General features: G+C 71.2%; 16 protein-coding genes. All 16 read left to right on the top strand.

The window, feature by feature from the left end; genetic code table 11:
- Complete coding sequence (locus EIZ45_RS08825; RefSeq protein WP_134662193.1) at window positions 1-1,317, top strand: MmgE/PrpD family protein; 1,317 nt, start codon at window positions 1-3, stop codon at window positions 1,315-1,317.
- Between the two features lie 80 nt (window positions 1,318-1,397).
- On the top strand, window positions 1,398-3,509 hold the full coding sequence (locus EIZ45_RS08820) for a hydantoinase/oxoprolinase family protein (RefSeq protein ID WP_167756384.1): 2,112 nt from the start codon (window positions 1,398-1,400) through the stop codon (window positions 3,507-3,509).
- Entirely contained in the window at window positions 3,506-5,524 is a 2,019-nt protein-coding gene (locus EIZ45_RS08815) for a hydantoinase B/oxoprolinase family protein (protein WP_043840019.1), read from the top strand. The genes EIZ45_RS08820 and EIZ45_RS08815 overlap by 4 nt, the downstream gene beginning before the upstream one ends.
- 26 nt (window positions 5,525-5,550) lie before the next feature.
- On the top strand, window positions 5,551-7,119 hold the full coding sequence (locus tag EIZ45_RS08810; RefSeq protein ID WP_043840120.1) for a class I adenylate-forming enzyme family protein: 1,569 nt from the start codon (window positions 5,551-5,553) through the stop codon (window positions 7,117-7,119).
- Window positions 7,116-8,072 (top strand): cyclase family protein, encoded by a 957-nt coding sequence (locus EIZ45_RS08805; RefSeq protein WP_134662191.1) that lies wholly within the window; start codon window positions 7,116-7,118, stop codon window positions 8,070-8,072. The genes EIZ45_RS08810 and EIZ45_RS08805 overlap by 4 nt, the downstream gene beginning before the upstream one ends.
- 21 nt (window positions 8,073-8,093) lie before the next feature.
- Window positions 8,094-9,266, top strand: a complete 1,173-nt coding sequence (locus EIZ45_RS46015; protein ID WP_167756383.1) for a thiolase family protein — start codon at window positions 8,094-8,096, stop codon at window positions 9,264-9,266.
- A gap of 5 nt (window positions 9,267-9,271) precedes the next feature.
- On the top strand, window positions 9,272-9,673 hold the full coding sequence (locus tag EIZ45_RS46010; RefSeq protein ID WP_167756382.1) for a Zn-ribbon domain-containing OB-fold protein: 402 nt from the start codon (window positions 9,272-9,274) through the stop codon (window positions 9,671-9,673).
- Entirely contained in the window at window positions 9,670-10,578 is a 909-nt protein-coding gene (locus EIZ45_RS08795; protein WP_081685179.1) for a TIGR03620 family F420-dependent LLM class oxidoreductase, read from the top strand. The genes EIZ45_RS46010 and EIZ45_RS08795 overlap by 4 nt, the downstream gene beginning before the upstream one ends.
- A complete protein-coding gene (locus tag EIZ45_RS08790; RefSeq protein ID WP_134662189.1) occupies window positions 10,575-14,027 on the top strand; it encodes an indolepyruvate ferredoxin oxidoreductase family protein in 3,453 nt (1,150 codons plus the stop codon). The genes EIZ45_RS08795 and EIZ45_RS08790 overlap by 4 nt, the downstream gene beginning before the upstream one ends.
- Complete coding sequence (locus EIZ45_RS08785) at window positions 14,021-15,385, top strand: FAD-binding oxidoreductase (RefSeq protein WP_134662188.1); 1,365 nt, start codon at window positions 14,021-14,023, stop codon at window positions 15,383-15,385. Before EIZ45_RS08790 ends, EIZ45_RS08785 begins: the two co-directional genes overlap by 7 nt.
- Entirely contained in the window at window positions 15,367-16,353 is a 987-nt protein-coding gene (locus tag EIZ45_RS08780) for an alcohol dehydrogenase catalytic domain-containing protein (protein ID WP_134662187.1), read from the top strand. The genes EIZ45_RS08785 and EIZ45_RS08780 overlap by 19 nt, the downstream gene beginning before the upstream one ends.
- Complete coding sequence (locus EIZ45_RS08775) at window positions 16,350-17,579, top strand: CoA transferase (protein ID WP_134662186.1); 1,230 nt, start codon at window positions 16,350-16,352, stop codon at window positions 17,577-17,579. Before EIZ45_RS08780 ends, EIZ45_RS08775 begins: the two co-directional genes overlap by 4 nt.
- A gap of 2 nt (window positions 17,580-17,581) precedes the next feature.
- Window positions 17,582-19,042, top strand: a complete 1,461-nt coding sequence (locus EIZ45_RS08770) for an aldehyde dehydrogenase (RefSeq protein WP_205669853.1) — start codon at window positions 17,582-17,584, stop codon at window positions 19,040-19,042.
- Between the two features lie 62 nt (window positions 19,043-19,104).
- Window positions 19,105-20,709 carry a PQQ-binding-like beta-propeller repeat protein gene (locus EIZ45_RS08765; RefSeq protein ID WP_134662184.1) on the top strand — a complete coding sequence of 535 codons (1,605 nt, stop codon included), beginning with the start codon at window positions 19,105-19,107 and terminating at the stop codon, window positions 20,707-20,709.
- Window positions 20,706-21,578, top strand: a complete 873-nt coding sequence (locus EIZ45_RS08760; RefSeq protein ID WP_134662183.1) for a TIGR03621 family F420-dependent LLM class oxidoreductase — start codon at window positions 20,706-20,708, stop codon at window positions 21,576-21,578. Before EIZ45_RS08765 ends, EIZ45_RS08760 begins: the two co-directional genes overlap by 4 nt.
- A 5-nt stretch (window positions 21,579-21,583) precedes the next feature.
- Window positions 21,584-21,778 (top strand): acyl-CoA dehydrogenase family protein (locus EIZ45_RS08755; protein WP_134736039.1); only part of this gene is annotated, 195 nt, incomplete at its 3' end.

Below are 21,778 nucleotides of genomic sequence, written 5' to 3'. Positions count from 1 at the left end.
GTGTTGCTCACCGATCTCGCTGAGCAACTCGACACCGCGGCCCCGAGGATTACCGGCGAGCTGATCGACCAAGCCGGTACTTGTCTTCTCGATGCACTGGCCTGCGCCTACGGCGGACGCGACCTGCCGTGGGCCAGGCAGGCCAGGGCGATCGCGGGCAGCGGCGACGACGCCACGATCTGGGCGACCGGCGGCCGAAGGGCAGGGCTCGCGGACGCGGTGTTAGCGAATTCCGTTGCCTCCCATGCATTGCTGCACGAGGACACGCATGCCGAAAGCCGAGTGCATCCCGGGACGGTGGTGATTCCGGCGGCGCTGGCGATCGGGGAACGGCGGCGCTCGCCGTTGCCCGCGCTGCTGCGGGCGATCGTTCTCGGCTACGAAGCCATCGCGCAGGTTTCGGCCGCAGTGCTGACCGAGGAGTTCGGCGTACGCGGATGGCGGGCCAGCAGTGTCTTCGGTCCCTTTGGCTCCGCGGCTGCGGCGGCGCATTTGCTGGGGCTCAGTCCAGTGGCCACCGCGCACGCGTTCGGGATTGCTGCCAGTTCCGCTGCGGGGCTGTGCCAGTGGGCGCACGACGGGACCACCGAGGTGTTCTTCCAGAACGCCGGTGCGTCGCGGGCAGGTGTCGTCGCGGCGCTGCTCGCCCAGGAAGGCGCGACCGGTGCGGCGTCGGCGGTGGACGGGATTTTCGGCCTGCGCCAGGCATTCGGCGGTGCACGAGACGAAGCCAGGCCACCGGACGTCCGGCTGGATCGGATGGCGATCTCGCAGACATTTTTCAAGGCGTACCCGTCGTGTGCGCTGACTCAGGAACCGATCGACGCGGCCATCGTCCTTGCCGGACAAGGAATCCACCCCGAGCAGGTCGCCGAAGCCACGGTGTACACGTCCGGCGTGGCGGCGCGCTATCCGGGCTGTGACAACGCGACTGCCTTGACAGCACCGATTTCCCGGCAGATGAGCCTGCAGTTCGCGGTGGCGGCCGCGTTGACCGACGGCGCGATCCGTCCGGACCGCTATGCCGGAACGCTCGATCCGGGGCTGGCGAAGCTGGCGGTCCGGATCTCGGTAGCAGTGGATCCCGTTGCGGACGCGGCTTTTCCGGCGCGCCGGGACGCGCGAGTGGCAGTCCGGCTCGCCGACGGACGCGTCGTGTCCGCGGAAAGCCGGGAGCAGGCACCGGTATCCGTGCCCGAGAAGTTCCGTTCCTATGCGGAACCGGTGCTGGGCGCGGGTGCCGACACGGTCCTGCGGGCCGTCCGGGAACCCTTCTCCGGCGCCGATTCCGCGGAGTTCGCCGCGCATCTGCGCTGAATCGACAAGTTGTCGCTTGACTCGACACTATGTCGTGTCTAATCTGGCTCGCAGGCCGGGAGCCGTTCCACGGAAGGACAATGACGTTGCGTTCCGAAGTCACGTTTCAGATCGGGTGCGACATCGGCGGTACGTTCACCGACGTCGTCGCGCTCGCCTCGGACGGACAGTCCTATGCGGACAAGTCCGACACCGTTCCGGACGACCTCGCCGCGGGACTGCTTGCCGCGCTGGAAAATCTCGCCGCCCGCGTCGGGTTGCCGCTGACCGAGCTGCTCGCCGCGACGACGCGGTTCGTCAACGGCACGACCGTGGTGACGAACGCGGTCGCCGAACTGCGCGGCGCGAAGGTCGGGCTGATCACCACGCAGGGCTTCGGCGACAACCTGCTGATCGCGCGGTCGGCCCGCAACGCGCACCGCGACCACCACAAGCAGCTCAGCCTTCCGCAGATCGTCGCCCGCGAGAACGTGCTCGAGGTGCCCGAGCGGATCGACCGCAAGGGCCGGGTCGTCGTTCCGCTCACCGAGCGGCGGGCGCGCGAGGCGGTGGAAGCGCTGGCGGCCAAGGGCGTCGAGTCGATCGCCGTGTCCCTGTTGTGGGGCTTCGCGAACCCGGAGCACGAGGAACTGCTGGCCTCGATCGTCGAGGCCGAGCATCCGGAGCTGTTCTTGAGCGTCGCGTCGCGGCTGCACCCGGTGATCCGGGAGTACGAGCGGACGATGACCACGGTGCTCAACGCGTTCACCGGGATCCGGGTCGCCGAGTACACCGAGCGGATCGAGCGCGAGCTGGCGGCGCGCGGGCTGCGCGAACCGGTCGCGTTCATGCAGGGCTTCGGCGGCACGTCGAGCGCGGCGGAAGCCCGGCGGCGGCCGATCACGCTCATCGACTCCGGACCGGCCGGCGGCGTGATCGGGGCGCGGGCGCTGGCTGACCGGCTCGGTCTCAAGGACATCGTCACCGCGGACATGGGCGGCACGTCGTTCGACGTTTCGGTGCTGCGCGACGCGACTCCGAACGTCACCCGGCGGGTGATGCTGGGGGAGCGGTTCCTGACCGCGCTGTCCAAGATCGACGTGCTGCCCATCGGCACCGGCGGCGGCAGCATCGCGTGGCTGGATTCGCGCGGAGTTCCGCAGGTCGGGCCGCACAGCGCGGGAGCGGAGCCGGGCCCGATCTGCTACGGCAAGGGCGGCACCCGTCCGACGGTGACCGACGCGTCCGCGGTGCTCGGGCTGCTGGATTCCGGGTCCTTTCTGGACGGTCGCCGGGCGCTCGACACCGGCAGCGCGAGCGAAGCCCTCGCCCGCGAGATCGGGAAACCGCTGGGCGTGGACGCGGTTCAGGCCGCGGCGGCGGTGCACCGGATGGTGGTCGCGGACATGGGCAACGCGGTCCGCGCGGTGACGGTGGAGCGCGGGCACGATCCGCGCCGGTTCGCGATGGTGGCTTTCGGCGGCGCGCTCGGCCTGTTCGCCGCGGACATCGCCCGTTCGGTCGGCATCCGGCAGATCGTGATCCCGGCCGAAGCCGCGGTGTTCTCCGCGCGCGGGCTGCTGTCCAGCGACGACGTGCGCACTCGCGCGCGCTCGGTGATGTGGCAGGGCGGCGGCGCTGAGGCGGTGCACGCCGCGCTGAAGGAACTCGACGCGGAACTCGTCGAGGCGTTGCACGCCGCGGGCTACTCGGACGACCGGATCGACGTCCGCTGGGAGGGCGACTTCAAGTTCCTTGGCCAGCAATGGGAACTGCGGGTGCCGATCCCGCGCCGGGACGAGTTCGGCGAAGCGGATCTGGTCGCGATCCAGGACGGGTTCGCCGCGCGTTATGAGCAGGAGTACGGCGAGGGCACGGCATGGGTGGGCAGCCCGGTGGTGCTGATGTCGGTGCGGGTCACCGCGACCGGCCGGGTCGACTTCTTCGAGCCAGCGAAGCAGGAACTGACCGGCGACGCGGCCGAACCGGTCGGACGCAGGCGGGTCCAGCGGGCCGGAGAGTCCGAAGTGGACGTCTACGACGCGCGGCGGATCACCGCCGGGGCCAGGATTTCCGGCCCGGCACTGATCGAACACGCGCTGACGACCGTCTCGCTGCCTGAGGGCTGGGAGCTGAACGTGGACGGCTGGGGCAACTACCTGCTGACCGACACCGCCCGGACGACCGGGTTCACCGGGGAGGAAACCGCATGACCGCCGCCGCGACCGGGCTCGACCCGGTGGACGTCGAAATTCTCGCCAAGGCGCTGGACAACGTCGCCGCGGAAATGGGCGTGGTGATGATGCGCGCGTCCGGCAGCCCCGCGATCGCGGAGGCGGTGGACTTCTCCACCTTCATCGCCGACGCCGAGGGCGACATCATCAGCTACGCCGGCTACATCACGATGTACCTGGGCGCGGCCCGCCAGGCGGTCCGGCATCTCCTCGCGACGTATCCCCGCGAGCAGATCCGGCCGGGGGACATGTTCCTCTGCAACGACCCGTTCACCACCGGCAACGCGCACGCCGTCGACGTCGGCGTGGTGCGGCCGATCTTCTTCGGCGAGCAGCTGGTGGCGTGGTGCTGGGCCGAAGCGCACGTCAACGATTTCGGCGGCGCCGCGCCCGGCGGGATGGACCCGACGGCCACCGAGGTCTACGGCGAAGCGCTGCGGCTGCCCGGGGTCAAGATCGTCGACCAGGGGCGTCCGGTCGAGGACGTGTGGCGGATCATCGAGACGAACATCCGGGTGCCGGAGCTGGTGCTCAACGACATCCGGTGCTTCATCGCCGCCTGCCACCGCTGCGACGAACGGCTGCAGGCGCTCGTCGAGCAGTACGGAGCGGACACTTTCCGCCGGTATGTCGAGGCCGCCAAGGACCTGGCCGAGCAGGCCGTCCGGCGCCGGATCGCGGATCTGCCGAAGGGTACGTTCACCGCCGAGGAATTCGCCGAGCACAACGGGCACGCCGACGAGCTGTATCCGATCCGCTGCACGCTCACCGTCAGCGAGGACGCGCTGCGGTTCGACCTGACCGAGTCCGCGCCGCAGACCGACGGGTTCATCAACGTCAGCGCGGCGACCACGCTGGGCGCGGTCGTGTCCCCGCTGCTGATCACCCTGCTGCCGGACCTGCCGATCAACCAGGGCACGCTGCGCCCGATCGAGGTGGTGACCCGGCCGGGCACGATCTGCGACGCGCGCCAGCCTGCGCCGATGGGGGCCGGGCACATCGAGACCGGGTTCCGGATCGGGAAGGTGGTCACCAGGCTGCTCGCCGATTTGCAGGCAGGCAGCGAAAACGCTTTCGTCCGCGAGCACGTGACGGCACCGTGGCAGGACTCATGGAGCGCCAGTTTCTTCTACGCTCCCGACGAATCCGGCCGGCTCGTGCCGTTCCCGGACATGAACGGCGGCGGCAGCGGAGCGGGCGCGCAGGCGATCGCGGACGGCATGGACGTCAGCGGCGTGCTCGCCCAGCCGCAGAACAGCATTCCGGACATCGAGATCAACGAACTCGCCTATCCGGTGCTGTACCTGTGGCGCAAGCTGAACCCGAACTCCGGCGGACCGGGCCGGACCCGGGGCGGCGCGGGCATCGACCTCGCGTTCACGCCGTGGTACACGCCGGGCGGCCAGGAGCACGTCATGGCGGCCTGCTGGCAGGTTCCGCCGTGCGGGGTCTTCGGCGGCTATCCCGGATCCACGAGCGGTTCGGCGCTGGTCTCCGGCGCCCGGGCGGACGAGGCGTTCGCCCGGGGCGAGGTCCCACGCGCCGTCGAGGATCTCGCTGCCGCGCCGAAACCGTTGCAGGGAAAGCAGTTCGGGCTTTCGGTCGGTGCTGGCGACGTGGTGGTGCTGCGGGTCGGCGGCGGTGGCGGCTACGGCGATCCGCTGGAACGCGATCCGGACCTGGTCGCGGCGGATGTGCGCGCGGGCGTGGTGACGGCGGACGCGGCGCGGGTTTCGTACGGCGTCGTGCTCGACGCGGCGGGCGGCCCGGACCTCGCCGAGACCAGTCGGGAGCGGGACCGAATCCGTGCCAGCAGGCGGGAATGGCCCCGGGAAGACGGCTTGGCGGTGCGCCGGAGCCCGGCGCACGAACGGCTGGCCGAACGCGGCCAGTGGTGCCAGCCGAGGCCGGGGGTCGAACTCGCGGAGTACGCCGACCCGGACACCGGAACTCTGCTGCGCGCGGACGTGGTCGTGCACCCGGACGCCCGATGACGGGCCACAACGAAAGGCGGAACGACGTGGTTGCCCCGGATACTTTCCCGGACGCGCTGGCGGCGCTGGCGAAGCTGTTTCCCGGCGAGGAGGCGGTGGTCGCGCCCGAGGGGCGGCTGACCTTCGCCGAGTTCGCGCGGCGGTGCGACGAGCTGGCCGGCGCGTTCCGCGCGGCGGGGCTGCGGCCGGGCGAGCGGGTGGGGATCCTGCTCCCGAACGGGCTGCGCTGGCTGGTCACGATGCTCGGCGCGCAGCGGGCCGGGCTGGTCGCGGTGCCGGTCAACACCTGGTACCGGTCGGCGGAGCTGGCGCACCTGGTGGGCACCGCAGATCTGCGGCTGGTGGTCACCGAACAGCAGGTGTTCGGCAAGGACATGCTCGCCGAGCTCACCGCGGCCGGGCACAGCGAGGTCTTCGAGCCCGGAGCCCGCGCCGACGGGTACCTGGGCGCGCTGTTCTGGCCGTCCGCCGAGCCGTTCCCGTCCGGGCTCGAGCCCGCCCCGGCTCCGGAACGCAGCGCGGGACCCGACGACCTCGCGATGATCCTCTACACCAGCGGCAGCACGGCGTTGCCGAAGGCGGTGCCGCTGGAACACGGCAAGCTGCTGCGCAACGGGTACGAGATGGGCGAGCGGATGCACGTCGGTCCGGGCGACCGGCTGTGGTTCGCGATGCCGTTGTTCTTCGGCTACGGGGCCTGCAACGCGCTGCCGGTCGCGCTGAGCCACGGCCTGACCTTGTGCGTCGAGGAAAAGGTCGACGGCGACGCGTCGCTGGCCTTCATCGAGCGCGAACGGTGCACTGTCTCCTATGGACTCGCGACGGCGGTCCGGGCGCTGCTGGCCGCGCCGAGTTTCGGCAGCCGGGACATCTCCTCGCTGCGGACCGGCCCGGTCGGGTTCAACGCCGAGGACAAGCGGCTGGCCATCGAAGGGCTCGGCATCACCGAGGCGTGCAGCGCGTACGGGCTGACCGAGTCCTACGGCTTCGTGACCATGACCGACGCGAGCGACCTGCCGGAAGTCAAGCTGCACACCCAGGGCAGGCGGCTGCCGACCCAGGAGATCCGCATCGTGGACAAGTCCGGGGCGGTGTGCCCGCCCGGCGCCACCGGCGAGATCGAGATCCGGGGCTGCGTGATCGACGGCTACCTCAGCGGGTCGGACGTCAGCGGCGGGACGCATTCCCCGGACGGCTGGTTCCGCACCGGCGACCTCGGGTCGGTCGACGCGGACGGGCGGCTGTCGTTCGGCGGCCGGTGGAAGGAAATGCTCAAGATCAAGGGCATCAACGTCGCGCCGGTGGAGATCGAGGGCATCCTCGGCGAGCACGCCGAGGTCGACCAGGCGTACGTCTTCGGACTGTCCACTCCGGACGGCGACCAGGAGATGGCCTGCGTCGTCGTCGCGGACGAGCGCAGCGGCGCCGACGGGACCGAACTGGCGGACCGGCTGCGGGAGTACGTCCGGTCCCGGGCCGCGAGCTACAAGGTGCCCGCCCGGGTCGTGGTGCTGGATTCGGCCGCGGTGCCGCAGACGCACACCGGCAAGGTCAGCAAGCTCAAACTGCGCGAGATGCTGGAGGCGGCGGGATGACCGGGCGGCGCACCCCGGCGTTCGCGGACCTGCCGACGCTGCCGGACCGGGACGAGCACCACGCGTGGGACGTGTGGGGGCGCGCGGACGAAATCGGCACGCTCAACCTGATCGGGCCGCGGCAGCGGCTCGCCGCGGCGAAGACGGTGCGCAGCGGGCGGATGATCTCGCTGACCCTGCCGTTGAACGAACCCGCTCCCGGGTTGTTCGAGGAACGCGAGCTGTTCCGGCACGTCGTGGAGGACACCGCGGCCGGGCACGACGACCGGCTGGACGGGTTCTACCTGCAGGGTTCCTCGCAGTGGGACGGACTGCGGCACATCAACGCCGGACGGCACGGTTACTGGGGCGGCCGGAGCGAAGCCGACCTGACGAGCAGCGAGGTGCTGGGCGTCGACCGATGGGCCGAGCACGGCTTCGGCGGGCGCGGGGTGCTGGTCGACGTCGCCGGGCACCTGGCGGCGCAAGGCACTCCGCTCGCCCCGGACGAGCCGGTGGAGATCACCGCCGCGCTGCTCGACGAGGTCGCCGCCGCGCAGGGAACCGTCTTCGCATCCGGGGACATCCTCGTGGTCCGCACCGGATGGACGGAGTGGTACCGGCAGCTTCCGGAACGGGACCGGGCCGCGCTGCGCGGGACGATCGGCACCGGTTTCGCCTGCCCCGGGCTGGAATCGGCAAAGGACATGGCCGCCTACCTCTGGGACCGGGAATTCGCCGCGGTCGCGATGGACAACGTCGGCGTCGAGGTCTTCCCGGTGAACCGCGCCAAGGGCTTTTTGCACCGCCGGCTGATCGCGTTGCAGGGCATGCCGCTGGGCGAGCTGTGGCTGCTGGACCGGCTCGCGCGGGCGTGCGCGGAGCGGGGGAGCTACGAGTTCCTCCTCGTCTCCGGGGTGCTGCCGCTGCCGCGCGGGGTCGGCAGCCCCGCGAACGCGCACGCGATTCTCTGACGCTTCGAGAAAGGAACGAACATGCCGCTAGGACCGGTACGCCAGGTGGCGATAGTCGGGATCGGCATCACCGAGCTGTCCCGGAAATCCGCGCGCAGCGGTCTCGACCTGGCCGCCGAGGCGCTCCAGTCCGGGCTGGACGACGCCGGGCTGAGCGCCGGGGACGTGGACGGGCTGTTCACGAACGTCGGCTATCCGCTGTCGATCGATTACGACCGGATGGCGGAGGCGTTCGGACTGCGGATCCGCGCCGCCGTGCAGACCTGGAGCCACGGCCGTTTCGTCGGTCCCGCGCTGCAAGCGGCCGCCCAGGCCGTGGCGCTCGGCACCACCGAGGTCGCCGCCTGCCTGGCCGGGGTGTCTTTCTCCGGACTGGGCATGGTCGGCGGCGCGGGCGACGCGGAAGGGCTGCGGCAGGGCGGCGGCTCGCACGGGGAACTGCCGCATTACGGCATGACCGCGCCGGGCGCGGGCGCGGCGATGGCGTTCCGCCGGTACTGCGCGCGGTACGGCGTCGACCCCGCGCTGATCTCCGCGGTGCCGATGGCGATGCGCCGCCACGCGCGGCTCAACCCGAACGCGCAGATGACCAAACCGCTGGAGCAAGCGGATTACGACGCGCAGCCGTATATCGTGGAACCCTTGCGCCGCCCGGACTTCGCGCTGCTCAGCGACGGCGGTGCCTGCTTGCTGGTGACCACTGTGGAGCGAGCGCGCGATCTGCGGCAGCCCGCGGTGATCGTCTCCGGCATGCAGGGCCTGCGCGCCGGCCGGGACGAGTTCATCTTCGCGCCGCCCGGGCTGGGCGTGTTCACCCAAGGCGACGAGCGCCGGGCCGAGGACCATCCGGTGTACGCGATGGCGGGGCTGTCCGGGCCGGGCGACGTGGATTCGCTGCAGCTTTACGACGCTTTCTCGCCCAACGTGGTGTTCGTGCTGGAGCGGTTCGGCTTCACCGGCGAAGGCCAAGCTCTCGAATGGCTGCAGGACGGCCGCATCGAGCTCGGCGGGGAACTGCCGGTCAACACCGCGGGCGGGCTGCTGTCCGAGGCACACCTCTGCGGCTGGGGGCACATGGCCGAGGCGGTCCGCCAGATCCGCGGCCAGGCCGGCGACCGCCAGGTGACCGGATGCGAGGTCGTCCAGTGGGCGACGCCGTTCGGCGATTCGACTGTCTTCACGAAGGACCGGTGACCACGATGACCACTGCGCGACCTCTTCCGCTTCGCTATCCCGAGGACGTCGAACACCTCGACGGCGCGGCTCGCGGCGAATTGCGCGTGCCGGTGTGCGGCTCGTGCGGCGAGGCGTTCTGGCCGCCGTCGCCGGTGTGCCCGCGTGATTTCCGCCGCGCCGTCGAGTGGACGACCGACGCGGGGACCGGCCGGGTGCACAGCTGGGTCCGGTTCCACAAGCGGTACTTCGAGGGCGACGACGTGCCGTACGTCGTGGTGCAGGTCCGGCTCGACAGCGGCCCGAACCTGACGACGACGTGGGCCGGCTCCGGCGATCCGGTGCTCGGCGAACCGGTCGTCGTGTCGTTCCGCGAGGTCGGCGACGGGGTGTGGCTGCCGGAATTCGGGCCGGGGGAGCGGGCGTGAACCTGTCTCGTGAGCTGGCGGCCCGGATCGGACCGGTCGGCGTGTGGCTGTCCGTCCTGGCGGAGGTCCCCGCCGCCGAGGCCGCGAAGGCGGCGCGGGTGGTCGAGGACCTCGGGTACGGTGCGCTGTGGATCGGGGAATCCCCGGCGCACAAGGAAATCTTCACCAACGCCGCGTTGCTGCTGTCGGCGACCACACGGCTGACCGTGGCCACCGGGGTCGCCACCATCTGGGCCCGGGACGCGGTCGCCACCGAAGGCGCGGCCCAGACTCTCGGCGAGGCGTTCCCCGGACGGTTCGTGCTCGGCCTCGGCGCCAGCCACGCGGAGGCCGGGCGCGGGAGCGGCCACGACCGGCCGCTGACCGCGTTGCGCGAATACCTCGATGTGCTGGACGGCGACCGTTACCAGGGGCCGCGCCCGGAACGCGCGGTGCCGCGGGTGCTGGCGGCGTTGCGGCCCCGGATGCAGGAACTGGCCCGCGACCGGGCGGCCGGGATGCACTCGTTCTTCGTGCCGCCCGCGCACACCGCCGCCGCCCGGGAACGGCTCGGTCCGGAACCGTTGCTCGTTTCGGAACAGGCGGTGGTTGTCGATGCGGACGCCGCGCGGGCGCGCGAGGTGGCGCGGAAGCACATCGCGACCCGGCTGGCGCTGCGGAACTACGTGAATCACTTGCGTGCCTTGGGTTTCGGGGACGCCGACTTCGCCGACGGCGGAAGCGACCGGCTGGTGGACGAGCTGGTCGTCCGCGGTGATCCGCAACTGGTGGCGGCGCGGGTTCGCGAGCATCTCGCCGCGGGGGCCGACCACGTGGCGATCCATCCGTTGACCGGTGCGCCGGGTGCCGAGCCGGTGCTGGACCAGCTTCGGGCGCTGGCTTCCGAGGGAGGAATTCCGTCGTGACTGATCGTTATCGCGCGGTCGAAGGGCAGTTCCAGCTGACCGGCGTCCAGGCGCTGGCCCGGCTGCCCTTCGACGTCCGCCGTGCCGACCAGCGGGCGGGGCTGCGCACGGCGGCGTTCGTGTCCGGCTACGAGGGTTCGCCGCTCGGCGGATACGACCTCGAACTCGGCAAACAGGCCGAGCTGCTGGCCGAGCACGACGTCGTGTTCAAACCGGGCGTCAACGAGGAACTGGCGGCCACCGCGGTGCAGGGCGCGCAGCTGGCGGCCAAATCGGAGAACCGGCGCGTCGACGGCGTGACCGGCTACTGGTACGGCAAGTCCCCGGGCCTCGACCGCGCTTCGGATGCTTTGCGGCACAACAACCTCATGGGCACCTATCGCCTCGGCGGCGCGCTGGCGCTGGTCGGCGACGACCCGGGCGCGAAATCCTCGACGGTGCCCGGCAGTTCCGAACTGCTGCTGGCCGATCTCGGCATGCCGACGCTGTACCCGGCCGATCCCCAGGAGGTCCTCGACCTCGGGCAGCACGCGGTCGCGATGTCGCGCGCCTGCGGACTCTGGGTCGGGTTCAAGATCGCCACCAACGTCGCCGACGGGACCGGAACCGTGCGCGTCGATCCCGGCCGGTTCCGTTCTGTTCAGCCGGATCCGGCGGTCGACGGGCGGCCGTTCGTCCACGAGATGACCGCCCGGATGCTGCAACCGGACCTCGGCAGGCTGGAGCGCAGCCGCGACGGCGCCCGGCTCGAACTCGCCCGTCGCTACGCCGCGGCCAACGGGCTGAACACGATCGTCGGCGGTCGCGACGCCCGGATCGGGATCGTCGCCGCGGGCAAGACCTATCACGATCTCCGCCAGGCGCTGGAGATCCTGGGCTTGGACGAGTCCGAATCGGAGCGGCGCGGAGTCCGGTTGCTGCGGCTCGCGATGGTGCACCCGCTCGAGCCCGAAACCGTCACCCGGTTCGCGGCGGGACTGCGCGAAATCGTGGTCGTGGAAGAGAAGCGCTCCTTTATCGAGACCGCGGTCAAAGACCTGCTCTACGGCCGCGCGGACGCTCCGGCGGTCACCGGCAAACGCGGACCCGACGGCACGGCGCTGGTCCCGGCTGACGGGGAACTGGATCCGGACCGCATCGCCGCGGCGCTCGCGCTCCGGTTGCGTGCGCACGGCGGCTTCCCGTCCGTGGAATCCTGGCGGGCTCCGCGACGGACGATCGCGCTTCCGCTCGCCGCGCGCACGCCGTACTTCTGCTCGGGCTGCCCGCACAACTCGTCCACGAAGACGCCGGAGGGTTCGCTGGTCGGTGCCGGGATCGGGTGTCACAGCCTGGTTTTGATGACCGGCCGCGAGGACTACGGCGACATCACCGGACTGACCCAGATGGGCGGCGAGGGCACGCAATGGGTCGGCATGGCCCCGTTCGTGCGCGACGACCACCTGGTGCAGAACCTCGGCGACGGCACCTTCCACCACTCCGGCAGCCTCGCGGTGCGCGCGGCGGTCGCGTCCGGGGTCAACATCACCTACAAACTGCTGTACAACTCGGCCGTCGCGATGACCGGCGGGCAGCAGCCGACCGGGGTCATGACCGTTCCCCAGGTGATCGCGGCGATGCGGGCCGAGGGTGTGCGCCGGATCATCGTCACCACCGAGGAACCGGCACGGTACCGGCGGGTGCGGCTGGGCCGAGGAGTCCGGGTCTGGCACCGGGACCGGCTGGCCGAAGCGCAGGAGACGCTCGCCCGCGTCCCGGGCGTGACGATGCTGATCCACGACCAGGAATGCGCGACCGAACTGCGCCGCAAACGCAAGCGCGGGCTCGCCCCGGAACCGCCGCAGCACGCGGTGATCAACGAGCGCGTTTGCGAGGGCTGCGGCGACTGCGGGGAGAAGTCGAACTGCCTTTCGGTGCAGCCGGTCGACACCGAGTTCGGCCGCAAGACGCGGATCGACCAGTCGTCCTGCAACAAGGATTTCTCGTGCCTGGAAGGGGATTGTCCGTCGTTCCTCACCGTGCTCCCCGGCAAGAACGCGGGGAAGCGGCCGCTCGCCGAACCGTTGGCGGCACCGCTTCCGGAGCCGAAGCGGACGGTCTCGGCTGAGCGCTTCACGGTGCGGGTGACTGGGGTCGGCGGCTCCGGCGTGGTCACGCTGTCGCAGATCCTCGCGACCGCGGCGAACATCGCCGGGCTGCCGGTGCGGTCGCTCGACCAGACCGGGCTCGCGCAGAAGGGCGGCGCGGTGGTCTCCGACGTCAAGATCGGCGCGGCGCACGCGAACAAGGCGAGCGACGGCGAATGCGACCTCTACCTCGGCGCCGACGTGCTCGTCGCTGCGGACCCGCGCTACCTCGCCGTCGCCGATTCACGCCGGACCACCGCGGTGGTCTCGACGTCGAAGGTCCCGACTGGGGCGATGGTCGCCGACACCAGCGTCACGTTCCCGGAGGAAACGGCGTTGCTCGCCCGGCTCCGCGAAGCGACCGGAACCGTGACCGCGCTGGACGCCCGGGAAATGGCCGAGGTGTTGTTCGGCCAGGACCAGTACGCCAACCTCCTGCTGACGGGGGTGGCCTACCAGCGCGGTGCGCTGCCGATTCCGGCCGAGGCGATCGAAGAAGCCATTTCCCGCAACGGGGTTCGGGTCGAGACCAACGTGCAGGCGTTCCGCCGCGGTCGGCAGTGGGTCGCGGACCAGGGGGCGCTGGCGGCTCTGCTCGCGAGCTTGCGCGGAGAACCCGAACCGGAGGCCGCGCTGACCCCGGAAGCTCGCGAACTCCTGTCCACCGTCGGCGAGAGCGCTGAAGTGGCGAGGTTGCTGCGGGTCCGGGTGCCGGATCTGATCGCGTACCAGAACGTCGCCTACGCGCGCCGCTACGTGGAACAGGTCGAACGGGTGCGCCGTGCCGAGTCCAGCGCGATCCCGGGTTCGACGGCGCTGACCGAGGCGGTAGCGCGGAATCTGTACAAGCTCATGGCCTACAAGGACGAGTACGAGGTCGCGCGCCTTTCGCTGGATCCGGCGCAGGAACGCCAGGTCCGCGCGCGGTTCGGCGCTGACGCCCGCATCGCGTACCGGTTGCATCCGCCGGTGCTGAAGGCGCTCGGCATGCGCCGCAAGATCGAACTGGGACCGTGGTTCAAGCCGGTTTTCCGGGTGCTGGTGGCGGGACGGCGGTTGCGGGGCACCCCGCTGGACCCGTTCGGCCGCGCCGCGGTCCGGCGGCTGGAACGGGATTTGATCGCCGAATACGAACGGGTCGTCGGCGAGCTGGCCGAGCGGCTGGACCCGGAAAACCATGCCCTGGCAGTGGAAACGGCGCTCTTGCCGGATCTGGTGCGCGGGTACGAGGACGTCAAGCTCGGCACGGTCGCGAAATACCGGAGCACGCTCGCGCAGCGGATGGACGAGTTCCGTGCGGTGAAAGCTGGTGCGCCGTGCTGAACGAACTTCGCCGGGCGTTGCCCGCTGGCCGGGTCCTCACTGATCCGGACGTCCTCGCTGCCTACGCCCACGACGAGGCAGCCTGGGCTCCGCACGATCTGCCATTGGCTGTCGTGCGGCCGCACACCGCCGAGGAAATCCAGCAGATCGTGCAGGTGTGCCTGCGCCACCGCGTTCCGATCGTGCCGCGCGGGGCTGGCACGGGACTGTCCGGCGGGGCGAACGCGGTCGGCGGCGGGATCGTGTTGTCCACCGAGCGGATGACCGCCATCCGTGAGATCAACGCCGCCGAGCGGCTCGCAGTGGTCGAACCCGGGGTCGTGAACGAGACCCTGCGGACGGCGTGCGCGGACCACGGGCTCTGGTATCCGCCGGACCCGGCGAGTGCGCCGTGGTCGACCATCGGCGGCAACGTCGCGACCAACGCCGGCGGGCTGTGCTGTGTCAAATACGGCGTCACCCGCGATTACGTGCTCGGGATGGACGTCGTCACCGGGACCGGGGAATTGGTCCGGCTCGGCCGCCGGACCGCGAAAGGCGTGGCCGGATACGACCTCGCCGGGCTGATGGTCGGCTCGGAAGGCACGCTCGGCATCGTCACCGAGGTCACCGTGCGGCTGCGCGGCGCACGGGCCGCCGAACGCACGGTCGCCGGGTATTTCCCCAGCTTGTCGGCGGCGGGAGACGCGGTCGCGGCCGTCAGCGAGTCGGGTGTGGTGCCGTCGGCGCTGGAGCTGATCGACCGGCACACCCTCGCCGCGGTGGACGCCTGGAAGAACATGGGCCTGTCCGCCGAAGCCGAAGCGGTGCTGCTCGGCCGTACCGACGCGCCCGGCGAGGACGAGGCGAAGATGCTGACCGACTGCTTCACCGCGGCCGGAGCCACCTGGGCGGCCGCATCGTCCGATGTGGACGAAGCCGAGGCGCTGTTCGCCGCGCGGCGCCTGGCATACCCGGCGCTCGAACGGTTGGGCCCGGTGCTCACCGAGGACGTCTGCGTACCTCGCGGCGCGGTGCCGGAAATGCTGCGGCGGATCGAAGCCATCGGCGTACGCCATGACGTGCGGATCGCGAATGTCGCGCACGCCGGGGACGGCAATCTGCACCCGGTCCTCGTCGTCCCGGCCGAGGAACGGGCACGCGCGGAGGCCGCGTTCGAGGAGATCCTCGACGAGGCGATCGCGCTGGGCGGCACGGTCACCGGGGAACACGGCGTCGGCCTGCTCAAACGCGGCGGGCTCTCCCGGGAACTCAGCCCGGCGGTGCTGGCGATGCACGCGGCGGTCAAGAACGCGCTCGATCCGCACGGAATCCTCAACCCGGGCAAGGTGATCGCGTCGTGCGCGCCGTCGTCCTGAGCGCTCCGGGAGAGCTGGCGGTCGCTGAGGTGGCCTGTCCGGAACCCGGCAGCGGCGAGGTCCTGGTGAAGGTCGCCGCCTGCGGGGTGTGCGGGCACGATCAGGCCGACCGGACTGGTTTGCTGAACCTTCCGCTGCCCGCGGTGCTCGGTCACGAGATCGCCGGAACCGTCGTCGCCGGTGGAACCCGGTTCGCGGCAGGGGACCGCGTCGCTGCGAAGCAGTTCGGCACCTGCGGCCGCTGCGAACCGTGCGCGATGGGCGACGAACTGCGCTGTCCGCAGCGCGCGTTCCTCTACGGCGGGTTCGCCGAATACGCCGTCCTGCCGGAATCCGCCCTGCTCCCGGTGCCGCCCGGGGTGCCGCTGGCCGAGGCCGCGGTCGTTGCCTGCGCAGTCGGCACCGGACTGCAAGCTCTCCGCCGGGTAGCGCGCGTCGAGCCCGGCGAGACGGTCCTCGTCACCGGAGCCGGTGGGGGATTGGGGTTGCACGCAGTTCAGGTTGCCGCCGCGCTCGGGGCGCGCGTGCTTGCGCTCACCCGGAGCCCGGACAAGGCCGCGCAACTGGGGAATGCCGCTCAGGTGGTGCTCGCCGGAGAGACCGCCGGGCAGGACATCCTCGACGCGACTGACGGTCGGGGCGTCGACGTCGTGCTCGACAACACCGGCCACCAATCCGTGTTCCGCCAAGCTTTCCGCGTCCTCGCCCATGCGGGCCGGTACGTGCTGACCGGGCAGGTCAGCGGGGAGCCGATCCGGGTCCACCCGGCTTTCGTGTTCGAGAAGGAAGCCGTCATCACCGGCTCGGGGTCCACGCTGATGCGCACCTTCGCCGACGCGATGGCCTTGGTCGCGGAGGGCCGGGTGCGACCCGTGGTGACTCCTTACCCGCTCGAAGCCGCGGCGCGCGCTTTCGCTGACCGGGTGACCGGGCGGGCTGTGCTGGTTCCTTCTGGAGGAGAGTCGTGACTAGACCGCTGGCCGGTACTCATGTCGTGGAGTGCGCGAGTTTCGTCGCCGGGCCGACCGGCGGCCTGACTCTCGCGCAACTGGGCGCCGGCGTCGTCCGGATCGACCCGATCGGCGGCGGCAGCGATTACCTCCGCTGGCCGGTCGCGCCGACGGGGGAGAGCTACTACTGGGCGTCCCTGAACAAGGGCAAGCGTTCTGTCGCGATCGACCTGCGGAATCCGGAAGGCCGCGAACTGGTCCTCGCCCTGGCCACCGCTCCCGGCCGCGATCGCGGAATCCTTATCGACAACGCAGTCGGCCGTCCATGGCTGGCCCACGAGCGGCTGGCCGACCGCCGTCCCGACATGATTCACGTGCGCGTCCAGGGATATCCGGACGGACGGCCCGCGGTCGACTACACGGTGAACGCCGAGGTCGGGGTCCCGGGCATCACCGGCAGCGGCGACTGGGCCGCCCCGGTGAACCACGTGCTGCCCGCGTGGGATCTCGTCACCGGGCTGAGCGTCGCGACCGGCGTGCTCGCCGCGCTGCACCGTCGCGACCGCGCCGGCGAAGGGTCCTATGTGGAGCTGGCGTTGTCCGACGTGGCTCTCGCCGGCGTCGCGAACCTGGGCTGGCTGTCGGAAGCCGCTGACCGGCAAGGGGAACGGCCCCGGCACGGCAACCACGTTTACGGCAGTTTCGGCGTCGACTTCGCCTGCCGGGACGACGCCCGCGTGATGGTCGTGGCGCTCACCGACGGCCAGTGGCGCGCGTTGCAGTCGGCCACCGGGACGGCGGAAGTGTTCACCGCACTGGAAAAGGCACTGAACGCGGACCTGCGCGACGAAGCCGAACGGTACCGCCTGCGCGAGACCATCGCGGCGGTCCTGCGGCCGTGGTTCGCCGCGCGCGACCTCGGCGAGGTCGGCAAGGAACTCGACGCCGCCCGGGTCCTGTGGGGCCGCTACCGCGGGATGGCCGACCTCGTGGCCGAACACCGCGAGCAAGCCCACGACGTGCTCGCGGACCTGCGGCTGCCCAGCGGCAGCCCGGCCGTCACGGCGCGGTCGCCGCTGCGCTTCTCCGGCGAACGCGGTCCCGCCGGAGCGTGCCCGGCGCTCGGCGCGGACACCGATTCCGTCCTGGCCGACGTGCTCGGCCTCACCGCCGCCGAACTCGGCGGCCTGCACGACCGGCGGGTCATCGCCGCGCCGGAAAACCCGTACAAGGAGGTACGTTGACCATCGATTCGAGCATCGCCCTCGACCGCACCCGGTTCTTCATCGACGGCGCCTGGACCGAGCCGAAGGGCACCGAAACCCACCTCGCGCTGGAAGCCGCCACCGAGAAACCGCTCGGCCGCGCCGCACTGGGTTCCGCCGCTGACATCGACGCCGCCGTCCGGGCCGCCCGCCGCGCGCTGGACGAGGGTCCGTGGGGCCGGACCACCGCTGCGGAACGCGCGGCGACGATGCGCCGGTTCGCCGCGGCTTTGGCGGCCCGCTCCGCCGACACCGCCACGCTCGTCAGCCGGGAGAACGGCATGCCGATCGGGCTGTCGAACGCCTTCAACGGGGACGCGCCGGGCGGGCTGCTGAACATGTATGCCGACCAGATCGAGGCGACGCAGCTGGAGGAAATCCGGCCGAGCGCGTCCGGATCGACGGTCGTGCGGCGCGCGCCCGTAGGCGTGGTCGCTGCGATCACGCCGTGGAACTACCCGCAGGTGCTCGCGATGATGAAGATCGCGCCGGCGCTCGCCGCGGGCTGCACCGTGGTGCTCAAGCCGTCGCCGGAAACCGCGCTCGACGGGTACGTTTTCGCCGACGCCGCCGCGGAAGCCGGGCTGCCGCCGGGCGTGCTCAACATCGTGGTCGCCGGTCGCGAAGCCGGTGCGTCGCTGGTGTCCCACCCGCTGGTGGACAAGGTCGCGTTCACCGGATCCACCGCCGCGGGCCGGACCATCGGCGCGGAATGCGGGCGGCTGATCCGCCGGTGCACGCTGGAACTGGGCGGGAAGTCGGCGGCCATCGTGCTCGACGACGCGGACCTCGACACCTTCGTCGCGGGTCTCGACAACGCCTGCTTCCAGAACAACGGCCAGACCTGCACCGTCCAGTCCCGCATTCTCGCCCCGCGCTCGCGCTACGCCGAGGTGGTCGACGCGGTCGCGCAGTACGCGCGCGAAATGGTGCTGGGCGATCCGCTCGACCCGGCCGTCACGTGCGGTCCGATGGCCAGCAAGGCACAGCTCGAAAGGGTCCTCGGCTACCTCGAACTGGGCCGCGCCTCCGCCGCCCGGCTGGTGGCGGGCGGCGGCCGTCCCGCCGCGCTGTCCCGCGGCTGGTTCGTGGAGCCGACGGTGTTCGCCGACGTGGACAACCGCGAACGGATCGCGCAGGAGGAGATCTTCGGCCCGGTCGTCACCATCACCCCCTACCAGGACGAGGACGACGCGGTCCGCCTCGCCAACGACAGCGAGTACGGGCTCGGCGGCTCGGTCTGGACCGCCGACGAGGAGCGCGGCCTCGCCCTCGCCCGCCGTGTGCGGACCGGGACCATCGGCCTCAACTACTACCTCCAGGACCTCGGCGCGCCGTTCGGCGGGATGAAGGGCAGCGGCGTCGGCCGCGAACTCGGGCCCGAGGCGCTCGACAGCTACCTGGAATTCCAGTCCGTCTACGCCAGCGCCGCCCAGCTCTGACCCAGCGCCGCCCCGGGGCCGCACCGTGCGGCCCCGGGGACCGACCGCGGAGGAGAAGACCCGTGCCCCCTGCTCGACGCCTGCGCTCTGTCGCGCTCGCCCTCGCGCTCATCGTGCCCCTGACTGTTGTCCCGGACGCTGCCGCCGCCACCCGCTACCGGGTCCAGCGGCTGGTCAGCGGCACCACGCTGCACTCGCCGAACGGCATCGCCCTCGCCCCGAACGGCGACCTGCTCACCGCCAGTCTCGCCAGCGAAACCATTTCCGCGGTGGACCCGCGCACCGGGCGGAACCACACCCTCGTCGGCCCGCGCGACGGCCGTTCCGACGACCTCGCGGTGGCCCCCTCCGGCGAAATCCTGTGGACCGACCCGGTCGGCGGCGTGGTGAAAGGCCGCGCGCCGGACGGCCGGATCCGCACCGTCGCCCGCGACCTGCCCGGCGTCAACTCGATCGCGTTCGACCGGTCCGGCAAGCACCTGTACGTCGGGCAGCTGACCTTCGCCGATGCGCTCTGGGAGATCGACCTTGCCGGCCAGGCCGCGCCGCGCCTCGTCGTGCGTGATCCGGGCGGGCTCAACGCGTTCGCCTTCGGACCGGACGGCATGATCTACGCGCCGCGTTCGAAATACGGGGAAGTGGCCCGGGTCGATCCGCGAACCGGAGCGATTTCGGTGCTGGCCCAGGGCTTCCGGCAGCCGGTGTCCGTGCGTTTCGATCCGCGGAACCGCCTCTACGCGCTCGACGGCGCGACCGGTCAGCTGGCCCGGATCGACCCGGACGGCGCCAAGCACACCGTGGCGATGCTGCCCGCCGCGGACGACAACATGATCATCGACTCCCGTGGGTACGCTTATGTCAGCAACATGGCCGACAGTTCCGTCTCCCGAGTGGACCTGAACACCGGCGTTGTCACGGTCATTACGTCGAGCCGCCTCGCCTTCCCCGCGGATCTCGCCTCCGACGGGCGGACGCTCTACGTCGCGGACGCGACCGCGCTGCGCACCGTGGACCCGCGCACCGGTGCGGTCGGCGAAATCCAGCGTCGGCTGTCGTCCTCGCTGGAGTTTCCGTCCGGGATCAGCGTCACCGCGGGGCATTTCGTGCTCACCTCGGAGCTGATCGGGTCCGTCCAGGTGGTGGACCGCCGCACTGGGAAGGTTGTCCGAGAAGTGCACGGTCTCGACAATCCCGCGGATGCCGTCGAACTGTCCGACGGCAGCCTGGTGGTTTCCGAACCCGCGAAGGGAAGGCTGCTGCGCGTCGTCGGCGAGGACGTCCGTCCGCTGGTCGAGAACCTCGGTGCACCAACGGGTCTTGCCGTCACGAAGCGCGGGACAGTGCTGGTCGCCGATGCTGGCGGCCGTCTCGTCGAGGTCGAACCCGCCTCCGGAAAGGTCGTCGAACGAACTGCCGGGCTCGGCGGGCTGCGGGCCGTCGCGGTCCGGCCGGACGGAACGGCCGTCGTCCTCGACGCCACCGGCCACCGCGTGCTTTCGGTGAACCGGCAAGGAAAAACCGAGGTGCTGGCGACCGGGCTCGACGTCGGCTACCTGGACGTCCCGTACGCCCGCTCCGGCGGTCTCGCGCTCGGCTCCGACGGGACTGTCTACGTCGCCGCGGACCGGCACAACGCCGTCGACGCGATCCGGAAGACCCGCGGATGACCGCACGGGAGTTCCGGTTCGGCGTCAACCTGCTCACGCCGTCCTCGCGCGCGGAATGGCAGGCGCGGTGCCGCGAAGCCGAAGACCTCGGCTACGACGTCATCGCCGTCGCCGACCACCTCGGCATGCCCGCGCCGTTGCCCGCGCTTGTTTCGGCGGCCGAAGCCACCACCCGGCCCCGGCTCGCGGTATTCGTGCTGAACTCCGGGTTCTACAACGCGGTGCTGCTGGCCCGTGACCTCGCCGGAACGGACGCGCTGCTCGACGGACGCCTCGAGGTCGCGCTCGGAACCGGCTACGTCAAAGCGGAATTCGACCGCGCCGGGATTCCCTGGCGCAGCGCGTCCGAGCGGGTCGACCACCTTGAGCGCACCGTGCTGGAGGTGGGGCGGCTCCTCGCGGACCCGGACCACCGTCCGAGCCCGGTCCGGCGGCCGCCGTTGTGCGTAGCGGGCAACGGCGACCGGGTCCTGCGGATCGCCGCTGAACATGCCGACATCGTCGCGTTCAGCGGGGCCGCACCCGGGCAACACCCCGGGATGCTCCGGTTCCTCGGCGCGGACGCGCTCGCCGCCCGCGTGGACCACGTGCGGCAAGCGGCCCCGCACCGCTTCGACGACCTCGAACTCAACCTGCTGATCCACGCCGTCGCCCTCGACGGCGACCGCCAGTCCGCAGTCGACCGGCTGCCCCGGTTCGAGGCGCAACCGATCGATTTGGCGCAGGTGCCCACTGTCCTTTCCGGACCTCCGGCGGAGATCGCGGAAACCCTTCACCAGCACCGGAAGACGTTCGGCTTCAGCTACGTCACGGTGCCCGAACCGGCGATGCGCGATTTCGCTCGGGTCATCGCCGCGATGAGGAGCTGACCCTGATGGCTCGTTTGGCCCGGACCGCGGGTTTGTCGGATGTGCAGCAGGAGATTCTGTCCACGGTGCGCTCGTTCGTGGACAAGGAGATCATCCCGCACGCGCAGGCGCTGGAGCACGCGGACGCGTATCCGGCGGAGATCGTCGAGGGCATGAAGGAGATGGGCCTGTTCGGGCTCACCATCCCGGAGGAGTACGGC

The organism is Amycolatopsis sp. CFH S0740, assembly GCF_004522315.1.
Taxonomy (GTDB): domain Bacteria; phylum Actinomycetota; class Actinomycetes; order Mycobacteriales; family Pseudonocardiaceae; genus Amycolatopsis; species Amycolatopsis nivea.
Note: the sequence above shows the minus strand (reverse complement) of the source record. Positions and strands in the feature narration are given on the sequence as shown.